This is a genomic window from Zoogloea sp. (genome assembly GCF_017302315.1).
In the GTDB taxonomy this organism is placed as follows: Bacteria; Pseudomonadota; Gammaproteobacteria; order Burkholderiales; family Rhodocyclaceae; genus Zoogloea.
Window position 1 is genome coordinate 1 of record NZ_JAFLDT010000056.1, and the last position, 18166, is coordinate 18166.

14 protein-coding genes are annotated in these 18166 nt (G+C 66.8%); 6 read left to right on the forward strand and 8 right to left on the reverse strand.

Annotated features, from left to right (window positions below):
• Positions 1-1261: ATP-binding cassette domain-containing protein (locus J0L98_RS15220; protein ID WP_296412627.1), on the forward strand; the 1261-nt coding region annotated here is incomplete at its 5' end.
• An 83-nt stretch (positions 1262-1344) separates the two neighbouring features.
• Here the strand turns inward: J0L98_RS15220 and J0L98_RS15225 are convergent.
• From J0L98_RS15225 to J0L98_RS15250, 6 genes are all read right to left on the reverse strand, one after another.
• Positions 1345-1830: an AsnC family transcriptional regulator gene (locus J0L98_RS15225; RefSeq protein ID WP_296412628.1), complete on the reverse strand. Its 486-nt coding sequence runs from the start codon at positions 1828-1830 to the stop codon at positions 1345-1347.
• Entirely contained in the window at positions 1827-2291 is a 465-nt protein-coding gene (locus J0L98_RS15230) for an Lrp/AsnC family transcriptional regulator (RefSeq protein WP_296412629.1), read from the reverse strand. Before J0L98_RS15230 ends, J0L98_RS15225 begins: the two co-directional genes overlap by 4 nt.
• The gene (locus J0L98_RS15235) at positions 2288-3322 is read right to left on the reverse strand and encodes an Lrp/AsnC family transcriptional regulator (protein ID WP_296412630.1); all 1035 of its coding nucleotides are present in this window, start codon (positions 3320-3322) and stop codon (positions 2288-2290) included. Before J0L98_RS15235 ends, J0L98_RS15230 begins: the two co-directional genes overlap by 4 nt.
• Before the next feature lie 10 nt (positions 3323-3332).
• Complete coding sequence (locus J0L98_RS15240) at positions 3333-4508, reverse strand: cytochrome D1 domain-containing protein (protein ID WP_296412632.1); 1176 nt, start codon at positions 4506-4508, stop codon at positions 3333-3335.
• Between the two features lie 2 nt (positions 4509-4510).
• Positions 4511-4852: a cytochrome c gene (locus J0L98_RS15245; RefSeq protein WP_296412633.1), complete on the reverse strand. Its 342-nt coding sequence runs from the start codon at positions 4850-4852 to the stop codon at positions 4511-4513.
• A gap of 1005 nt (positions 4853-5857) precedes the next feature.
• Positions 5858-6292, reverse strand: coding sequence for a MarR family transcriptional regulator (locus tag J0L98_RS15250; protein ID WP_296412634.1), 435 nt, complete (start codon positions 6290-6292; stop codon positions 5858-5860).
• A gap of 85 nt (positions 6293-6377) precedes the next feature.
• Here J0L98_RS15250 and J0L98_RS15255 point away from each other — a divergent pair, with 85 nt between their 5' ends.
• Positions 6378-7547 carry a PLP-dependent aminotransferase family protein gene (locus tag J0L98_RS15255; RefSeq protein ID WP_296412635.1) on the forward strand — a complete coding sequence of 390 codons (1170 nt, stop codon included), beginning with the start codon at positions 6378-6380 and terminating at the stop codon, positions 7545-7547.
• A 28-nt stretch (positions 7548-7575) separates the two neighbouring features.
• Here J0L98_RS15255 and J0L98_RS15260 read toward each other — a convergent pair whose 3' ends face one another.
• Both J0L98_RS15260 and J0L98_RS15265 read right to left on the reverse strand, forming a co-directional pair.
• The gene (locus J0L98_RS15260; protein ID WP_296412636.1) at positions 7576-8013 is read right to left on the reverse strand and encodes a hypothetical protein; all 438 of its coding nucleotides are present in this window, start codon (positions 8011-8013) and stop codon (positions 7576-7578) included.
• Entirely contained in the window at positions 8010-9059 is a 1050-nt protein-coding gene (locus tag J0L98_RS15265) for a hypothetical protein (protein ID WP_296412637.1), read from the reverse strand. Before J0L98_RS15265 ends, J0L98_RS15260 begins: the two co-directional genes overlap by 4 nt.
• Positions 9060-9190: 131 nt before the next feature.
• Between J0L98_RS15265 and J0L98_RS15270 the strand changes: the two genes are divergently transcribed.
• From J0L98_RS15270 to J0L98_RS15285, 4 genes are read left to right on the forward strand one after another with little or no spacing between them, the layout of a single operon-like run.
• Positions 9191-11206 (forward strand): TonB-dependent receptor, encoded by a 2016-nt coding sequence (locus tag J0L98_RS15270; RefSeq protein ID WP_296412638.1) that lies wholly within the window; start codon positions 9191-9193, stop codon positions 11204-11206.
• 22 nt (positions 11207-11228) lie between these two features.
• On the forward strand, positions 11229-11777 hold the full coding sequence (locus J0L98_RS15275) for a YfiR family protein (protein ID WP_296412639.1): 549 nt from the start codon (positions 11229-11231) through the stop codon (positions 11775-11777).
• An 11-nt stretch (positions 11778-11788) separates the two neighbouring features.
• Positions 11789-15205 (forward strand): response regulator, encoded by a 3417-nt coding sequence (locus J0L98_RS15280; protein ID WP_296412640.1) that lies wholly within the window; start codon positions 11789-11791, stop codon positions 15203-15205.
• Positions 15202-18141 (forward strand): EAL domain-containing protein, encoded by a 2940-nt coding sequence (locus tag J0L98_RS15285; RefSeq protein WP_296412641.1) that lies wholly within the window; start codon positions 15202-15204, stop codon positions 18139-18141. Before J0L98_RS15280 ends, J0L98_RS15285 begins: the two co-directional genes overlap by 4 nt.
• The last annotated feature ends 25 nt before the right edge of the window (positions 18142-18166 follow it).

Below are 18166 nucleotides of genomic sequence, written 5' to 3' on the forward strand. Positions count from 1 at the left end.
CGGCGGCAACTACTCCACCTTCGAAGACACCCGGGCGATGCAGATGGAGCTGCAGCAGAACGCCTACGCCAAGCAGCAGGACAAGATCGCCCACCTGCAGAAGTTCATCGCCCGCTTCAAGGCCAAGGCCAGCAAGGCCAAGCAGGCCCAGAGCCGGGTCAAGGCCCTGGACCGCATGGACCGCCTGGCCCCGGTGCTGGCCAGCGCCGACTTCACCTTCGAGTTCAAGGAACCCCTCAACCTGCCCAACCCCATGCTGGCCATGGAGGACGCCTGCTTCGGCTACCCACCGGCGGAGGACGCTCCGGCCGGCACCCCGCCCACGGTGATCGTGCGCGGGGTGAACAAATCGGTGATGGCCGGCCAGCGCATCGGCATCCTCGGCGCCAACGGCCAGGGCAAGTCCACGCTGGTGAAGACGGTGGCCCGCGACCTGGCCCCCATCGCCGGCATCGTCACCGAAGGCAAGGGCCTGCGTATCGGCTACTTCGCCCAGCAGGAACTCGACGTGCTGCGCCCCCAGGACAACCCGCTCGAACACATGGTGCGCATGGCCCGCGAAGGCCTGCCCCCCGGGCAGAGCGGGCGCGAGCAGGACTTGCGCACCTTCCTGGGCACCTTCAATTTCAGCGGCGACATGGTCAAGCAGGCCGTCGGCACCATGAGCGGCGGCGAAAAGGCCCGGCTGGTGCTGTGCATGCTGGTGTGGCAACGCCCCAACCTGCTGCTGATGGATGAGCCGACCAACCACCTGGATCTGGCCACCCGCGAAGCCCTGGCCATGGCCCTCAACGAGTTCGAGGGCACGGTGATGCTGGTCTCCCACGACCGCGCCCTGCTGCGTTCGGTGTGCGACGAGTTCTGGCTGGTGTCCCGCGGCGGCGTCGAACCCTTCGACGGCGACCTGGACGACTACCAGCGCTACCTGCTGGAGGAAGCCCGCCGCGCCCGGGAAGACCTCAAGGCCGCCCTCAAGAGCCCCAAGCCCGCCGCCACCCCGGCGCCAGCCCCCGCGCCTGCAGCCCCGCGCATCAGCCCCGAAAAACTCAAGGGCCTCAAGCGCGACCTGGGCAAGCTGGAGCAGACCATCCTCGACGTGCAGACCCGCAAGCACACCCTCGAAGCCCAGCTCTCCGCCAACCCCGCTGCCGACAGGATCGCCGAGCTGGGGCGCGAACTGGCCCAGGTGGACGCCAGCCTCAACACCCACGAGGAACAGTGGCTGCTGCTGTCGGAGGAGATCGAAGCGGCGGGGGGTTGAGAGTAGGGAGCAAAGATCCTGGCCACGAGGCGCTGCGCCTCATGGCTTCGGTCCCCCGGGGGATGCATGGCGGGTGCGGCTTCCTAGCCGATCCGCAGCCCCGTCTTCTTCAGAATCGCCGTCGAGAACAGCACGTCCCGCCCCCGGCAGGCGCTGCCGAGCAGGGTGGCGATTTCTTCCACCTGGGCCAGTACGCTCTCCCGGTCCTTGCCGTGAACCATGGCGAAGAGGTTGTAGGGCCAGTCGGGCAGGGCGCGCGGCCGTTCGTAGCAGTGAGTCACGCCGGGCAGGCGGCCGACGGCTTCGCCCAGTTCGACGATGCGCTCGTCCGGCACGTCCCACACCGACATGCCGTTGGCGGTGTAACCCAGGGCGTAGTGATTGGGCACCGCGCCGATGCGGCGGATGCGGCCGTTGTCGAGCATGTCGGCGAGGCGGGCGCGGACTTCGCCGGGGCTGATGCCCAGCTGTTCGGCCAGCACGTCGTAGGGCCGCGGCACCAGGGGCAGGCCGGCCTGGGTGGCCAGCACCAGGCGGCGGTCCAGGTCGTCGGAGGGGCGGGTCGTCATGCCTGCAGCCTCATGTCCACAAAGAACTCCCGGCGCTTGGGAAAGGCGAACACCGGCAGGCCAGTCACCGCCTCGATGCGCCGGATCACGTCGTCGATGGCCTCGGGGGTCTCGGTGGCGAGCACGAACCACATGTTGAGGCGGTGGGTACGCCGGTAGTTGTGGGCCACTTCGGGGAAGGCATTGACCAGGGCTGTCACCGCCTCGAAGCGCGCTTCCGGCACGGCCTGGGCGGCCAGCACGAAGCGCCCGCCCAGGCGCTCGATCTGGAACATGGGTCCGAAGCGCGTCAGCACCCCGGTGTCGAGCAGGCGCTGCAGGCGGGCGAGCACCGTTGCCTCGTCGATACCCAGGCCCTCGGCCACGTCCTGATAGGGCGTGTCGGAGAGGGGAAAGCCGCCCTGCAGGGCGTTGATGATGCGCCGGTCGAGGGCGTCCATCACGGGCGCGACGGCGCTCATGCCGCCCGCTCCAGCGGGGCCTGGTAGCGGGCGCCGCATTGCTTGTAGCAGTCGGTGGAGAACAGCACCGCGGCGGGGAAGGCGGCGAGGCCCACCTGGGCCGCCAGGGTGGCACGACGGGCCTCGACGGCTTCACGGCCCTGGCCGTGGATCATGCAGAACAGGTTGTAGGGCCAATCGGGGGTGGTACGGCGGCGGTAGCACAGGCTCACGCCGTCTTCGGCGGCGAGTGCGTGACCAAAGGCGCTGACCTGATCCTCGGGCACCTGCCATACGCACATGGCGTTGGCCCGCCAGCCCAGCTCCCGGTGGCGCACCACCACGCCGAAGCGGCGCAGGGTACCGTCGGCGAGCCAGCGCGACAGGGTCGTCAGCACCCTGCTCTCCCCCAGCCCGGCCGCGTCGCCCATGGCCTGGAAGGGCCGCTCCACCCAGGGCAGGCCGTTGTGGAGCAGGTCGATCAGTTGCCATTCGCTGCGGGTCAGGGACTGACGCTGCACCGGGCTGATGGCATGGCGGGTGCGCCGCCCGCTGGCCAGGTCGAAGCCCAGGTCGATGTGGTATTCCTCGACCAGGGGCAGGGCAATGGCCGGACAGTCGGTGGCGGCCCCCACGTAGTCCAGCAGACGCGCCAGGGCGGCCTCGTCGGGGGCACTGGCCACAAACCAAAGGTTGTAGCGGTGCTCCCGCCGGTAGTTGTGGTTGACGCCCGGGAAGGCGCTCACCTGGGCGGCCACCCGGGGCAGCTCGGCTTCCGGCACGGCCATGGCTGCCAGGGTGCTGGCGCCGATGCGATTGGGCGCAAACACCGGCCCGACGCGGCTGATCTTGCCTGCATCCTGCAGGCAGGCCAGGCGAGTCATGACGTCGGTGGCGGAGCAGTCCAGCCTTTCGGCGAGGACGTGCCAGGGGTGGGTCACCAGCGGGAAGCCGCGCTGGAAGTCGTTGAGCAGACGGAAGTCGAGCGCATCGGCCGCCCGCACCGCGCTCCCCGTGCGGGCGAGTTCATTCGTGCGCGAGGCTTGATCCATGATCTGCATGTCAGAACCCGATGCGCTGGCCGCGCGCAGTGAAGAAGATGCCGGAGGGCGCGTCCGCCGGGAGCTCGCGGCGCACGGCAAAGGTGGCGGTATCCACCACCGTGACCCGGTTGCTGTCCCGGGCGGAGAGCCACACTTCCTCGCCCCGCGGGGTGAATTCCATGTGCAGTACCGCCTTGCCGGGGCTGAAGGTGTGCACCACGCGCTTGTCCATGGTGTCGATCACCTGCACCCATTCATTGTCGGGAAAGGCGAAATTGACCCACACCTGACGGCCGTCCGGGCGGGCCATCACGAACACCGGCTGGCCCTTCACCGGCACCCGGGCCACCTCCTGCCAGCTACGGGCGTCGGCCACCAGGACCGCGTGGCGGCCAATGGCCGGCAGCCAGGCCTGGCCGGCGGCCATGGACCAGCCGCGCAGGTGGGGCATCTTGAAGACCGGCAGCTTCTCCTCCCCGCGGCCGTAGCCGGCGAGCACCTTGCGGGCGCCGGCCTCGGGCTGCCACAGGTCGAGCAGGGAGATGCCGTCCTCGCCGAACAGGCCGGCCAGGAACCAGCGCCCGTCCGGCGTCACCAGGCCGTCGTAGGGCTGCTTGCCGGCCGGGTAGCGGGTGGTGACGGGCTTGCGCGGGTCGGTGAAGTCGGTGACGCGGATCTCGTTGGCGTCGAACAGGGCATAGACGAAGCGCTGGCCGGGGATGTCGGCCAGCCCGACCACCCGGGAGAACTTGCCCGGGGCGTACTCGGCGGGCACGTCGGCGAGCAGTTCGAGGGTGTCGGCATCGAAGGCCTTGATGCCGCCGGGCTCGTAGTTCTGGGCCACGATCAGGCGGCCGTCCTGGGAGATGGAGCCGCCGATGGAGTTGCCGGCCTGGATGATGCGCCGGTCGATGCGGCGGGTCAGCAGATCCACCTTGGTGAGCCCGCCGTCACGGCCGAAGACGTAGGCGTAGCGCCCGTCGCGGGAGAAGGTGACGTGGGCGTGGGACAGGTCGCCCAAGCCTTCGACGGTGCCAAGGGACGTGCGCTGGCTGTGTTCCACCACCTGCACGCGGCCGGCAGCGCGTTCGATGACCACGCCCAGGTCGCCGGTACCGCGCAGCGTATCGGAAGGCGTGGTGACGCAGGCGGACAGGCCGAGGGCGAGGGATGCGGCAATCAGGAGGGCGCGCATGGTCAGGGAAGGGCCGGGAAGCCCTGCTTGAGGCGGGCGACGATCCAGCCGGCCTCGGCCTCATCCATGAAGCGCTGCCAGCCGGGCATGGCGGTGCCGGGGCGGCCATGGAGGATGGTGGCGACGAGGGAGTCATCCGGCCAGTCGGCCAGCTTCTCGGGTAGCAGCGACGGCCCGAGGCCACCGGCCAGGCGCATGCCGTGGCACGAGCCGCAGTCCTGCCGGACCAGGTGGATGAGGTCTTTCTGGCGGGCGGAGTCGGGCTCGGCGGCAGGCGCGGACGTGACCGCCAGGGCCGTCAGGCCAAGCAGGACGGTGACGTGAATCAGCAGGGATCGGTCCATCGCAGGCTCCTTCGGAAGACGGCGCCACAGTAGGGCGACGCCTCCGTCGGAGCATTGATGGGCATCAAGAAGGCCTGGCCGGCAAGCGCCTTACCGATACCGCGCCACGGGCGGCTGGAGGAGCCGTGGGGTCGAATTCATTGGCTATGTTCGCGTTAAATGTGGAAAGCGCTTTCGCTTCGACAGGTAAGGCTTGAGCTCTTGCTTACGGGCTTTCCGTTGCGTGGCGTTACATCGGCCGGGAATTCGCCCCGGCGGGCGACCTTCTTCTTTGCTTCGCCAAAGAAGAAGGCAAGAAAGGCGACCCGGCCACCCCGGTCATTCGCTACGCGAATGACTCCCATGCGCTGCTCCCAGCAGGCGGCCGGCGCGGAACTCGCCCTTCGGGCTCAGACAGCCGCGCCGGACTTCCCCGCCCGCTGCTGCGCTGCTCGGCGGGTCGGAACGGGCTTTTCGGATACACCGAGCCCCTGCGGAACTTGAGTCGGGCGCTGGCCGTTGATCACCTGCATTTCCTCTCCCCTCTGGCGTGCCGACTGGAGGTGATGACGGGCGGAAAAAGGGCTTCGCATGTTTGAGCCCGAAGGGCGAGTTTGCGAAGACCCCGCCCGGCATCGCCGGAGGGAGGGAACCCCCGAAGGGGGCGCGACAGCGGGGTACGTTTTCTTGCCTTCTTCTTTGTCGTACAACAAAGAAGAAGGTCGCCCGCCGGGGGCGAGTCCCCGGCCAATGTGACGTAGTAAAACGGAAAGCCGTCCGTAAGCGCTCACCGGTTCAAGGTCGAAGAGAGGGACTCAACGACATTCGGATAAAGCCTGGAAAGCGCTTCCACCCCGGACGGCAAGGCTCACCGAGCCCGGCGTGCCTGCCAGGGGCAGGGTTTACATACCTAACGCGAACATAGTCAATTCATTCGACCGCGGACTCCGATCAAAGGCAGGCCGATGACCCAGCGCACTGAGGTCGAATGAATTCGACCCCACAAGAGAGCCGCGAACCTGCGCCCTACCCGGGGCCGCAGAGCTTCCCCATGAGCGCCCGCCAGGCCTGCTCGGCGTCGGGGCCGGCGGCGGTGAAGACCTCCTCCAGCAGGGCCATCTGGGTGCCGGAAAGCTCGGCCTCCAGGGCGGAGCCGGCCTCGGTCAGGCTCAGAAGCTTGCTGCGCTTGTCGTGGGTGCCGGTGGCGGTGCCCACCAGGCCCGCCTCCACCAACTGGCGCAGGGGCCCGTTGAGGGCCTGCTTGCTGACGCCCAGCACACCCAGCAGGGCGGTGACCGTGGTGCCCGGGCTGCGGGCGACGAAATACAGGATGCGGTGATGCACCCGCCCCAGGCCGCGGGCTTCGAGGATGCGGTCGGGCGGGGCGGTGAAGGCCCGATAGGCGTGGAAGAACAGCTCAATGGCCTCACGCAGTCGGACCTGGCGATTTAGGTCAATCATGTTGACTTTATTGTTGGATGGATGCACGATTTATATAGGTCAATGTTATTGACTTTATTTTCTTCAAACAATCAGGAGAACCCCCATGCCGACCCGATCCACCACCAGCCTTCCCCTCTCCCTTTCCGCCCGGGTGCACGACCTGCACCCGTCGCCGATCCGGGAAATTCTGGCGGTGGTCGACCGGCCCGGCATGATCTCCTTTGCCGGCGGGCTGCCGGCCGTCGAGACCTTCCCCGACTTCGGCCTGGCCGCCCCCGACTCGGCCCTGCAGTATGGCCCCACCGAGGGCGATCCCCGCCTGCGCGAGCGCATCGCCGATGAACTCTCCACCCTCGGTCTCGACTGTGGCCCGGAGCGGGTGCTGGTGTTGTCGGGCTCCCAGCAGGGCATTGACCTGGTGGGCAAGCTCTTCATCGACCCGGGCACACCGGTGGCAGTGGAGTCCCCCACCTACCTGGCCGCCCTGCAGGTGTTCCGCTTCTTCGGCGCCCGCTTTGCCTCCTTCACGCCGGAGACGCTGGGCACAAGCGGATTTGGCCACAGCCGGCCGGCCTTTGCCTACGCCATCCCCACCTTCCAGAACCCCACCGGCCGCTGCTACAGCACCGCCGAGCGGGAAGCCCTGGCGAGAACCTGCGATGAGGCCGGCGTGCCCCTGTTCGAGGACGACCCCTACCGTGACCTGGTGTACGACACCTGCGAGCGCCGCCCGGTGGTCACCCACCTGCAGGGCAGCCCGTGGATCTACCAGGGCTCCTTCTCCAAGAGCCTGGCGCCGGGCCTGCGCCTGGGCTTCCTGGCCGCGTCGCCGGAGTTCTTCACCTATCTGGTGCGCCTCAAGCAGGCCGCCGACCTGCACAGCAACCGCCTCAGCCAGTGGCTGGTGCTGCAGCAACTGACCGCCTCCGGACGCCCGGCGCGGATGGCCCGCCTGGTGGACGTCTACCGCCATAAGCGCGATGTCTTTGCCGCCGCGCTGACACGCCATTTTGGCGGCCTGGCAAGCTGGGACACCCCGGCCGGCGGGCTGTTCTTCTGGCTCAAACTGCATCAGCCCATCGACACCCGCGCCTTGCTGCCCCTGGCCATTGATGCGGGCGTGGCCTTCATGCCCGGCGAGGCCTTTTACCCCGACGATCCGGCCGCCACCGGCACCCTGCGCCTCAACTTCAGCCATGCCGGTGAGGCCGACATCGACCGGGGCCTGGCGACGCTTGCCGGCCTGTGCGCCAGCCATATGGCCATGGGTTGACCCGCGGCGCCCACAGACGTCCCGCCCACTAGGGCGGCGGCAGCTCAATGCCCCGGGCACCCAGCCATGCCCGGTCGAGCTCCCACTTGACGCCCTTGATGCCGGGCTGGGCTTCGACGATGGCGCGCGCCTCGGACTGCCGCGCGGCGAGGGTCTGCTGGGCTTCCACGAAGGCCGGGTTGTTGGCATTGCTTACATCGATGTCGGGGTAGAGGGCGGCGATCACCCGCCGCGCCGGCACATCAAAGTTGCGCGGCGTGCCCATCACGGCCATGCCATCTTCGTTCACGCGCAACACCCGGAAGGGGTAGGGATAGGCTTTCAGCGCGGGGCTGGCGGTGGCCTCGAGGACGGCATTGAGGCCCCGTGCCCGGGAATCGGGCCGTTTGATGGCCCAGTCGACGACGAACATCAGGGCCACGGCGATCAGGATCCACTGCCAGGTCTTGATCCGTTTGCGTGTCATGGCCGGCCTCGCAGCGGGGAAGAGAGCGCCGCCGGAACGCGGAACCACACCCTTGCCGAGAAGGGATCGACGACCAGCGCCCCGGAGGCAAAAAAGGACGCTCCCAGCTGGGCGGCCGGCTGCGGCCAGGTGCCGATACCCCCGCACACCCGGGCTGCCGGTGGCGTGCGTTTGACAAAGAGGGTCACGTCGGGCTCGCTGCGCACCACCCGACCCGACGGCCCCACGAAGCCCAGTGCCACCCCCGGCTGCAGGCGCCAGGCATCCACCGCTTCGCTCACGCCAGGCTGGCAGGTTGTGAGCTGCAGGGAGATCTCCGGCCGCGGCTGAAGGCGGATGCCCGCCCGGCCCAGGGCCTCGAAAAGCGCCACGTTGATATTCACCGAGAGGGGCTGGGCACCGTCGTCATAGCCGGTGTCCAGCTGGGCCACGGCCTCCACCGGGCCGATGCGGATCGGCACCGCGGGAACGTTGGGGCAAGCCGGGCTGCCTGCCCGTGGGCAGCTGAGTCGTCCCGTGCTGTCGGCATAGTAGTCACGGGTACTCAGGGCCAGGAAACCGGCTGCCTCCAGTGCATCGTCGGCACAGAAGGCCCCCTGCCGGGCGCGATGGAGGCGACCCTCGGCGTAGTCCACGGTGTAGATGTGGGACGCCAGGAAATCGGTCCCGATGATTCCGGCCTGGGGCACGCTGCCGAGCAGCCCGGTCTGCCCCCCCGGGGGCAGGCGCACCTGCCCCCAAGAGCCGAAGAAACTGAAGTCGTCGTAGCGGTCGACGGTACCGGGCGCAGGCCGGGGCTTCTGCTGACCGAAGAAGGCCTGGGGCACGATGGTGCTGAAGGTGGCGCCGAAATCAAGCACGAAATAGCCCTGACGCCCATCCACCGTCACCAGCGCGTAGGGCATCTGACTGGACACGGCCAGGGGCTGAACCTCGCCAAAGCAGGCGGGCAACCCGTTGGCACCCATCGCCTGGGAGGGAGTCGCGAGCCAGCAGGCTGCTCCGATGGCCGCCAGAAAACGCAAGGGCCTTGGTTTGATCTTCATTTCATACCCAGATAAGATTTGGAAATCATTGTCACATTTTGTTTCGCGACGTTTTCCAACCTCCCGAATGCCTTTTGCAGGCCGTGTACGCAAGGATGATATTCCGTCGAATCGCCCCCGCCCTGCTCGTGATGCCCACCCTCGCGTCGGCAAACCCGGTATCGCGGGACGCGGCAGCCATCGAGAACCTGCCCCTGGCCGGCTTTGTGGAGGTCACCAGCCTCGAACAACTGGGCAATCTGGTGGTGACGGACACCAAGCTGGGGCAATCCGCCGATACGGTGACCCAGCGCATTGTCGTCCTGCGCAGCGAGGAAATCGAGCGCCTGCCCACCCCCAACCGCAACCTCGCCGAGCTGATGCGCCACACCTCGGGGCAGTTCGTGAACGTCCTGTCGCGCAACGACGCCAACTGGGGGTCTTACGCCGGGCTGGGCCCCAAGTACAACAGTTACCTCCTTGACGGCCTGCCCATTGATGCCTTTGTCGACGCCATGAGCCTCGACAGCGCCGCCATCGAGCGCGTCGAGGTTCACAAGGGGCCGGCCTCGGTACTGTATTCCAACTACCTGTCGATGGATTTCGTGGGCAACCAGACCCCCCTGGCCGGCACCACCAACTTCGTCCTCAAGGACCGGATCGACACACCGCTGACCCGTTTCAGCGCGGGCGCAGGCGCCTGGGCCACCTTTGGCGGCAGTGCCTACACCCAGGGCAAGACCGGCCAGCTCAGCTACATCCTGAGCGCCGGGCACGAGCGCAGCGACTACACACCCTACGGCCTGCCCGGCTCATGGCTGCAGACCACCCAGTCGCCGCGCTATGAGAAGGACAAGTTCTTCCTCAAGCTCAACCAAGCCCTCGACCGACCGGACCACACCCTGTCCTTGTATTACCAGCACACCTTCCATCAGGGCAACATGGGCCGCCCCAACCGGGATTTCGGACACCATTACGACACGCTCAACCTCGCTTACAACAACACCTTCGCCACCGACTGGCATCTCCAGCTCAAGTACGGGGAGCGGCGCTACGATCGCAATTTCGCCAACGATGCCTTTCCCGCCAGTCTGGCGCTCGTGAACAACGAGAACACCCGCCAGACGATCCGCCCCCTCGATCTGACCCTCAGCCATCGCCATGGCCAGGGGGCCTTGCTCACGCTGGGCGTGGACGCCCAATGGGTAGACTACGAAACCGACGTCCGCCGGCCGGCCGCCGGGGTCACGGCGGAGAATCGCGCCCAGGCCCGCTCCACCGGCTATTTCATCCAGGAGAAAATCCAGCTCGAACAGTGGATCGTGCGCGGCGGCGTGCGGCGCAACACCCTCGAACACGACTATGGCCTGCTCGGCGGCAATATCCCGGCCACGACCTCCGCGCGCTGGAGCAAGAACCTGTGGAGCCTGGGCACCCGCTACAACATGGCGCCCGAGCTGGCCTTCTACGCCAACGCCGGCTCCAGCTTCATGGCGCCGGCAGCCAAGCAGATCGGCGGCACGGTTTCGTCGCCGGCCACCAGCGGCGAGCTGCCCAACCCCGGGCTCCGGCCCGAAAGCGGCATTGGCCGCGACCTGGGCATGGCCTGGCAGCCCACCCGCGCGCTGGCCGTCGATGTGCGCGGCTTCCTCAACACCATTGGCGACGCCATCGTCACCAACATCGTCAATGCCGCCCCGTCCCAGGTTCGCTCCGAAAACGCCGGCAGCGCCCGTGCCCTGGGCTTCGAACTGGATGCCCGCTATGCACCCTCGCCGGACTTCAGCCTCTTTGCCAATCTGACCCGGACCCACACCCGCGTCAAGGATCCGAGCAGCGCCGACCACGATGGTACCGAGATCCCCTTTGCACCCGCCGAGCTGGCCAATGCCGGCCTATCCCTGCGCCTTCCCGGCAACATCCACGCTTCGGCCTACTACCACTGGATCGGGCGCTACTATGACAGCACCTCCCGAGGCGGCCGCCAGGCCTTCGGGCACTTTGGGCTGGTCAATGCACGCCTTTACACGAATCTGATCCACAATATGCGCCATGAGGTCCGCCTCACCCTGGATCTGAACAACCTGACCGACCGGCAATACCGCATGCCCTTCGATTTCCGCGACCCCGGTTTCAACGCCTTTGTCGGTGTGGACGTCCGCTACTGAGCGACACCATACGCCCGCAGCGATGAAGCACCAGGCACCGCGCACCGGCCCCTCCTTCCTGCTCCGCCTGCGTCGGTGCGGGCTCGCCTTTCTGGTCGCCGGCGTGATGCCCCTCCATGCGGCACCTCCGGGCGAACTCGAAGCGAAGATCAAGGCCGCCTATGTCTTTCACATCATCAAGTTCGTGGAGTGGCCGAACCTCCCCGCCGACACGCTGCACCTGTGCGTGGCGGGAAGCGATGGCGTCACCCTGTTGCTTGGTGACCTGGCCGGCAAGCAGATCAAGGACCGCGCCCTGAAGGTCGACAACGATGGCAGTTTCGACCCATCCCAGTGCCAGGTGCTCTATCTGGGGCGCCCCGACCGGCGCTGGCCCGAGCTGCAGGCCAGGCTACGCGGGCAGGCCGTGCTGACGGTCAGCGACCAGGACGGCTTTGCCCGTGGCGGGGGCATCGTCGGACTCTACCCGGAGGGCGGCAAGATCAAGCTCGAGATCAACCCCGATGCGGCCCGCAGCGCCAACCTGCGGATCAGCGCCAAGCTCCTTGAGCTGGCGCGGACCGTGCCCTGACCCCAACGGCCATGCGCAGCTTCTTCGACGGCATGCAGATCAAGACCAAGCTGGTGATGATCATCGTCATCACCAGCCTGGCGGCACTGCTGATCCAGGCCACCGGCTTCATCATCTACGAGCGGATGCGGGTCAAGGAAGAGCTGGTGCGCGACCTCTCATCCCTCGCCCGCATCGTCGCCGACCGCAGCACCGCGGCCCTGATCTTCAACGACGACAAGGTCGCCATCGAGACCCTCGGCGCCCTCAAGGTCAAGCGGCCGGTCACCGCCGCCTGTCTCTATGACGCCGAAGGGAAGGTGTTTGCCCGCTACGACAGCGGCGAGGAAAGTGCCTTCAGCTTTCCCGCCATGCAGGCTGGGGGCAGCCAGGCCGACGTGGTGGACGGGTACCTGCATCTGCGGGAGCCGGTGATGGAAGGCGGCACGGCCATCGGTACCGTATTCATCCGCGCCAGCTTCCGGGAGCTCGACCTGCTATGGCGGAACTTCCTGCTCTTTGCTGGCCTGATTGCCGCCGTCACGGCGGCACTTACCCTGATGGTGGCCACCCGCTGGCAACGCATCGTCTCGGGCCCCATCGAACGCCTGACGCACACCATGCAGACCATCGCCGTCAGCAAGGACTACAGCGTCCGTGCTGCGGCCGAGAGCAAGGATGAGATCGGCACCCTGGTGGCGGTCTTCAACGGCATGCTGGAGGCCATCGAGGATCGCAATCAGGCCCTGCTCACCACCAATCGACGCCTGTCCGACAACGAGAGCGAACTGAAAGCCACCAACGAGCGCCTTGAACAGCGCGTGGCCGAACGTACCGCCGAACTGCAGGCCCTGTTCGACTCGGCCAGCGTCGGCATCGTCCTTCTCCGCGGCGGTCTCATCGTGCACAGCAACCGGCGCCTGGACGAGCTATTCGGCTACCCCCCCGGTGAGCAGATCGGGCAACCCGCCCGCATCTGGCTCGCCGATCCGGATGACCCCGCGGCGGAACTCGATGGCGGCGACGCCGACAGGCTCGCCCGCGGCGAAACCCTGCGCCGCGACATGCCCGTGCGGGCCAGGGACGGCCATCGCTTCTGGGTGCGCCTGTCGCGCCGGGTGATCGACCCGGGCGATCCGGATCGGGGCATGGTGGGTGTCATCGAAGACATCACAGCCGAACGGGATGCGCTGGAGGAGATGATCCGCGCCAAAACCCTGGCGGAGGAAGCCTCCCGCATGAAGTCGGATTTCCTGGCCACCATGAGCCATGAAATCCGAACACCGATGAACGCCATCATCGGCATGCTCTACCTGGCCCTCAACGCCGAACTGAGCCCCAGCCTCCACAACTATCTGTCAAAAGCCCAGGGCGCTGCCCACTCCCTGCTCGGCATCATCAACGACATCCTCGACTTCTCGAAGATCGAGGCCGGCAAGCTCGAGATCGAGTCCATCGAATTCGGCCTGGACAGTGTGCTGGAGCAGCTCAAGGATTCCATCGGCCTGCTGGCCGAACAGAAGGGCATCGAATTCCTGATCCGCTACGATGTGAACCTTCCGCCGGTCCTGGTGGGCGACCCCCTGCGCCTCGGCCAGGTCATGCTCAACCTGTGCAACAACGCGATCAAGTTCACCGAGAAGGGCGAGGTCGAGCTCGCCTTCCACTGCCTGTCGAGCACCGAGGATGAAATGGTGCTGCACTTCTCCGTGCGCGACACCGGCATCGGCATGACGCCCGAAGTGGTGCAGCGCCTGTTCCAGAAGTTCACCCAGGCCGATCAGACCACCACCCGCCGCTTTGGCGGCACCGGCCTGGGGCTGGCCATCAGCAAGCACCTGGCCGAGCTGATGGGCGGACGCCTGTGGATCGAGGAGTCTTCGCCAGGCAAGGGCACCACCGTGTGTTGCACGGTACGCCTCCGGGTCGCACGGGAAGCGCGCACCGATCCCCGTCAGCTGGTCGAGCAAGCAGGGCCTCTTCTCAAGGACATCCGCGTGCTGGTCGTGGACGACAACGAAGTGTCCCGTGAAATCCTGGCCGAGATGTTGCGCTTCTTCGGCCTGGAGCCGGCCGTCGCCTCCAATGGCGCCAGCGCCATGAGCATGCTTCAGGACAAGAGCGTGAAGCCCTTCGACGTCGTCCTGATGGACTGGCGCATGCCCCCCATGAACGGGGACGAAGTCATCCGGCGCATCCATGCCAATCCCGCCATCCAGCCCAAGCCGAAAGTGGTCATGGTGACGGCCTACGGGAGGCAGGACGTCATCCGCGCCGCCGAACAGGCGGGCGTCGCGGGCCTGCTGGTCAAGCCCGTGTCACCGTCCATCCTGCTCGACACCCTGCTCACCTGCCTTGGCCGCGGCCGCCTGTTCGAACAGAAAGGCGATACCCCGCGCGGGGGCATCTGCGACCTCCACGGTGCACGCCTGCTGCTGGTCGAGGACAATGAGATCAACCGGGAATTCGCCACCGAACTCCTGCATCGCATGAACACCGTGGTGGATTGCGCCGAGAACGGCCAGGAGGCGCTGGCCCTGGTGCAAGCGCGCAACTACGACGCGGTGTTGATGGACATCCACATGCCGGTGATGGACGGGCTGGAAGCCAGCCGCCGCATCCGCGCCCTCGGCAAGCGGGCCGGAGGCGAACGCTTCCGCACGCTGCCGATCATCGCCATGACCGCCCTGGCAATGGCCCGGGACGAACAACAGAGCCTGGCCGCGGGCATGAACGACCACATCACCAAGCCCGTTTCACCCGAACGCCTGCAGGCCGCCCTGGCCCACTGGCTGAGCATCACCGTCGCCCCGGCCGCGCCGGGCGGGCTTCCTGACTCCCTGCCCGATGATCTGCACGCGCTCGCAAACCTTGATACCGCCCGCGCCATACACCGCATCGGTGGCGATGCCGAGGCGTACCGCAAGCAGCTACGGCGCTTCCGGGCCCGTTACGGCGATGCGGTCGAGAAGCTCACAAATCTGCTCGCCGAAGGGGCCTTGCGGCCTGCCGAAGAGTACTGCCACGCCCTCAAGGGCGTCTGTGGCAATATCGGGGCCGACGCACTGTTTGCCTGCATTGCCACCCTGGACGCCCAACTCAAGCAGATGAGCCGGCCCGAGCCCGAATCCCTGGAAGAAATGCGCACGCTGCTCGGCCAGGTCATGAACGACATCGACAGCCTGGAGGCGCCCGCCCGGGCAGTGCACAACACGGGCACGGCCCTCAGCGACCCCGAGATCGCCCTCCATGTGACGCGCCTGATGGCGCAACTGGAGACCGACCTCGGCGCGGCCCAGGCGACCCTCGCCGAACTACGCGGCGGCATCGCCGAAAGCCCCCTGGAGACGCAGGTGCGGAATGTGGCCGAGAAGATCGACCTGTTCGAGATTGACGAAGCACTGGCACTGCTGAATGACCTGAAAACGCAACTGGTCGGACCAACATGAGCGACACCCCCACACCGGACAAGACCAAGCCACGGATTCTCGTCGTCGATGACGTCAGCGAGAACCTGCACATCCTGGTTGGCATCCTCCGCAACGACTTTGCCATCATCGTCGCCACCAACGGTCCCAAGGCGCTGGAACTGGCCGCGCGCCAGCCGGTACCCGACCTGATCCTGCTCGACATCCGCATGCCCGGGATGGACGGCTACGAAGTCCTGCACCGGCTCAAGTCCGACCCGGTCACCGCGGACATCCCGGTGATCTTCGTCACCGCCCTGGCCGAAACCGCCGACGAGGCGGTCGGGCTGCGCCTGGGTGCAGCCGACTATGTGACCAAACCGATCAACCCCGAACTGCTCCTGCTGCGCGTCAACAACCAGCTGGAACTGCGCCGCCACCGCCGCCGCAGTGCGGTCGGGCTGGGTGCCGAAGCCCTGCTGCGCCAGGACAAACCCGCCCTGCTGCTGGTGGACGACATCCCCGAAAACCTCCACGGCCTGGCCGCCGCCCTGCAGGACGAATACCGCATCATGGTGGCCCCCAATGGCAGCAGGGCCGTGGAACTGGCAACCGGCAGCAGCCCGCCGGACCTGGTGTTGCTTGACATCATCATGCCGGAGATGGATGGCTACGAAGTTTGCCGCCGCATCAAGAGCAGCCCCGTGGGCAGCCGCATCCCGGTGATCTTCGTCACCGTGGTGGACAGCGTGGTGGACAAGGTCCAGGGCTTTTCCATTGGCGCCGCCGACTACATCACCAAGCCCTTCGACATTGACGAAGTCCGCGCCCGGGTGCGCACCCACCTGGACCTGAGCCGCCTGCAGCGCTCCCTCGAAGACCTGGTGGACGAGCGCATGGCCTCCATCCAGGAGGCCAACGAAGCCCTTGCCGAGAGCAAGGAGAAATATCGCATCCTGGCCGAGTACTCGCCCAACTGGGAATACTGGGTGGACCCCCACGGCTATTACCTTTACATCTCGCCCGCCTGTCAGGACGTCTCGGGCTACGGCCCGGTGGACTTCATCGGCGACCCGGACCTGATGCGCAAGATCATCCATCCGGAAGATCTGCCCATCTGGCTGGGACACGACGAAAAGGTGGTCACCCCGGGCGGCCATCGCCTCACCCCCTTCCGCATCCGCGCCCGCGACGGCTCCGAGCGCTGGATCGAACACATGTGCCAGCCGGTGATCGACGCACGTGGCCGCTTTCTGGGTACCCGCGGCACCAACCGGGATGTGACCGAACGGGTCATGGCCGAAGAGCAGCTGCACCTCGCCGCCACGGTCTTCGCCAACACGTCCGAAGCGGTCATGATCACCGACGCCGAGAACCGCGTCCTGACGATCAACCCGGCGTTCTGCGAAATCACCGGATATCGCCATGGCGACATGGCCGGGCGGGAGCCGCGGCTGCTCCAGTGCGATCAACTCGACGAGGACTCTTACCGGGAATTGTGGGCCGCGGTCCGCTCCAGCGGCCGCTGGCAGGGCGAAATATGCAGCCGGCGGGCCGACGGGAGCAACTTCATTGCCTGGATCACCGTGAGCACCGTTTTCCGCGACGACGGCGTGCACCGGCGGGTCATCCTGTTCTCCGACATCACCGAGAAGAAGAAGGCCGACAACCTGATCTGGACCCAGGCCAACTACGACCACCTCACCCAGCTACCCAACCGGCGTCTCTTCAACGACCGCCTGGAGCGGGAGATCAAGAAGGCCCAGCGGGACGAAACGGTGATCGGCCTGCTCTTCATCGACCTGGACCGCTTCAAGGAGGTAAATGAAACCCAGGGCCACGAGGCCGGCGATCTGCTCCTCGTCGAAGCGGCCAGCCGCATCCGTCAGAGCGTGCGCGATTACGATACGGTGGCGCGGCTGGGTGGCGACGAGTTCATGGTGATCCTGTCGGAACTCCATGGGGGCACCGATATCGGGCGCATCGCCCAGGACGTGATCGACCAGCTCTCGGCCCCCTTCGACCTCAACGGCAGCGAGCACTTCGTCTCGGCCAGCATCGGCATCGCCATCTACCCTGCCGACGGCACCAGCATCAGCGAACTCATCAAGCACGCCGATCAGGCCATGTACCTGGCCAAGGATGCGGGACGCGGCTGCTTCCGCTTCTTCACCCGGGCCCTGCAGGAAAGCGCCGAGATGCGCGTGCGTCTGGCCGGCGAACTGCGGCGGGCCCTGGACGCCGGTCAGATGGAGGTGTACTACCAGCCCATCGTCGAACTGGACAGCGGCCGCATCACCAAGGCCGAAGCCCTGATCCGCTGGAAGCATGCCACCCAGGGCTTCGTCAGCCCGGCCACCTTCATCCCCATCGCCGAGGACACCGGCACCATCCACGAACTGGGCGAATGGGTCTTCGAACAGGTCCTGCACCAGACCCTGCGCTGGCGTGGCATCCTCGGCCCGGACTTCCAGGTCAGCATCAACATCTCGCCCGTACAGTTCAATTCCGGCGAGCACACCTTCCTGCGCTGGATCGACACCCTGCAGGCGGCGGGCCTGCCCGGCAGCAGCCTGGTGATCGAGATCACCGAAGGCCTGCTGATGGGCACCGACCCGGGCATCCGCGACACCCTGCTGCGCTTCCGCGATGCAGGCATCGGCGTGGCCATCGACGATTTCGGCACCGGTTACTCATCCCTGTCCTACCTCAAGAAGTTCGACATCGACATCCTCAAGATCGACCAGTCCTTCACCCGCAACCTGGCCCCCGAAGGCGCCGACTTCGCCCTCTGCGAGGCGATCGTCGTGATGGCCCACAAGCTCGGCCTGAAGGTGGTGGCCGAAGGGGTCGAAACCGAACTGCAGCGCGACCTGCTGCGTCAGATCGGATGTGACTATGCCCAGGGCTTCCTGTTCTCCCGGGCGGTTCCGGCGAACGAGTTTGAAACCCTGCGCCTGGGCGACGGTCCCACCTGACCCCACCGCCTCCCGGAACATCTCC

Bases quoted from the DNA above. Each gene is read 5' to 3' on its own strand.
- J0L98_RS15225 (WP_296412628.1), bottom strand. From the start codon at position 1,830: ATGACGACCCGCCCCTCCGACGACCTGGACCGCCGCCTGGTGCTGGCC.
- J0L98_RS15230 (WP_296412629.1), bottom strand. From the start codon at position 2,291: ATGAGCGCCGTCGCGCCCGTGATGGACGCCCTCGACCGGCGCATCATC.
- J0L98_RS15235 (WP_296412630.1), bottom strand. From the start codon at position 3,322: ATGGATCAAGCCTCGCGCACGAATGAACTCGCCCGCACGGGGAGCGCG.
- J0L98_RS15240 (WP_296412632.1), bottom strand. From the start codon at position 4,508: ATGCGCGCCCTCCTGATTGCCGCATCCCTCGCCCTCGGCCTGTCCGCC.
- J0L98_RS15245 (WP_296412633.1), bottom strand. From the start codon at position 4,852: ATGGACCGATCCCTGCTGATTCACGTCACCGTCCTGCTTGGCCTGACG.
- J0L98_RS15250 (WP_296412634.1), bottom strand. From the start codon at position 6,292: ATGATTGACCTAAATCGCCAGGTCCGACTGCGTGAGGCCATTGAGCTG.
- J0L98_RS15255 (WP_296412635.1), top strand. From the start codon at position 6,378: ATGCCGACCCGATCCACCACCAGCCTTCCCCTCTCCCTTTCCGCCCGG.
- J0L98_RS15260 (WP_296412636.1), bottom strand. From the start codon at position 8,013: ATGACACGCAAACGGATCAAGACCTGGCAGTGGATCCTGATCGCCGTG.
- J0L98_RS15265 (WP_296412637.1), bottom strand. From the start codon at position 9,059: ATGAAGATCAAACCAAGGCCCTTGCGTTTTCTGGCGGCCATCGGAGCA.
- J0L98_RS15270 (WP_296412638.1), top strand. From the start codon at position 9,191: ATGCCCACCCTCGCGTCGGCAAACCCGGTATCGCGGGACGCGGCAGCC.
- J0L98_RS15275 (WP_296412639.1), top strand. From the start codon at position 11,229: ATGAAGCACCAGGCACCGCGCACCGGCCCCTCCTTCCTGCTCCGCCTG.
- J0L98_RS15280 (WP_296412640.1), top strand. From the start codon at position 11,789: ATGCGCAGCTTCTTCGACGGCATGCAGATCAAGACCAAGCTGGTGATG.
- J0L98_RS15285 (WP_296412641.1), top strand. From the start codon at position 15,202: ATGAGCGACACCCCCACACCGGACAAGACCAAGCCACGGATTCTCGTC.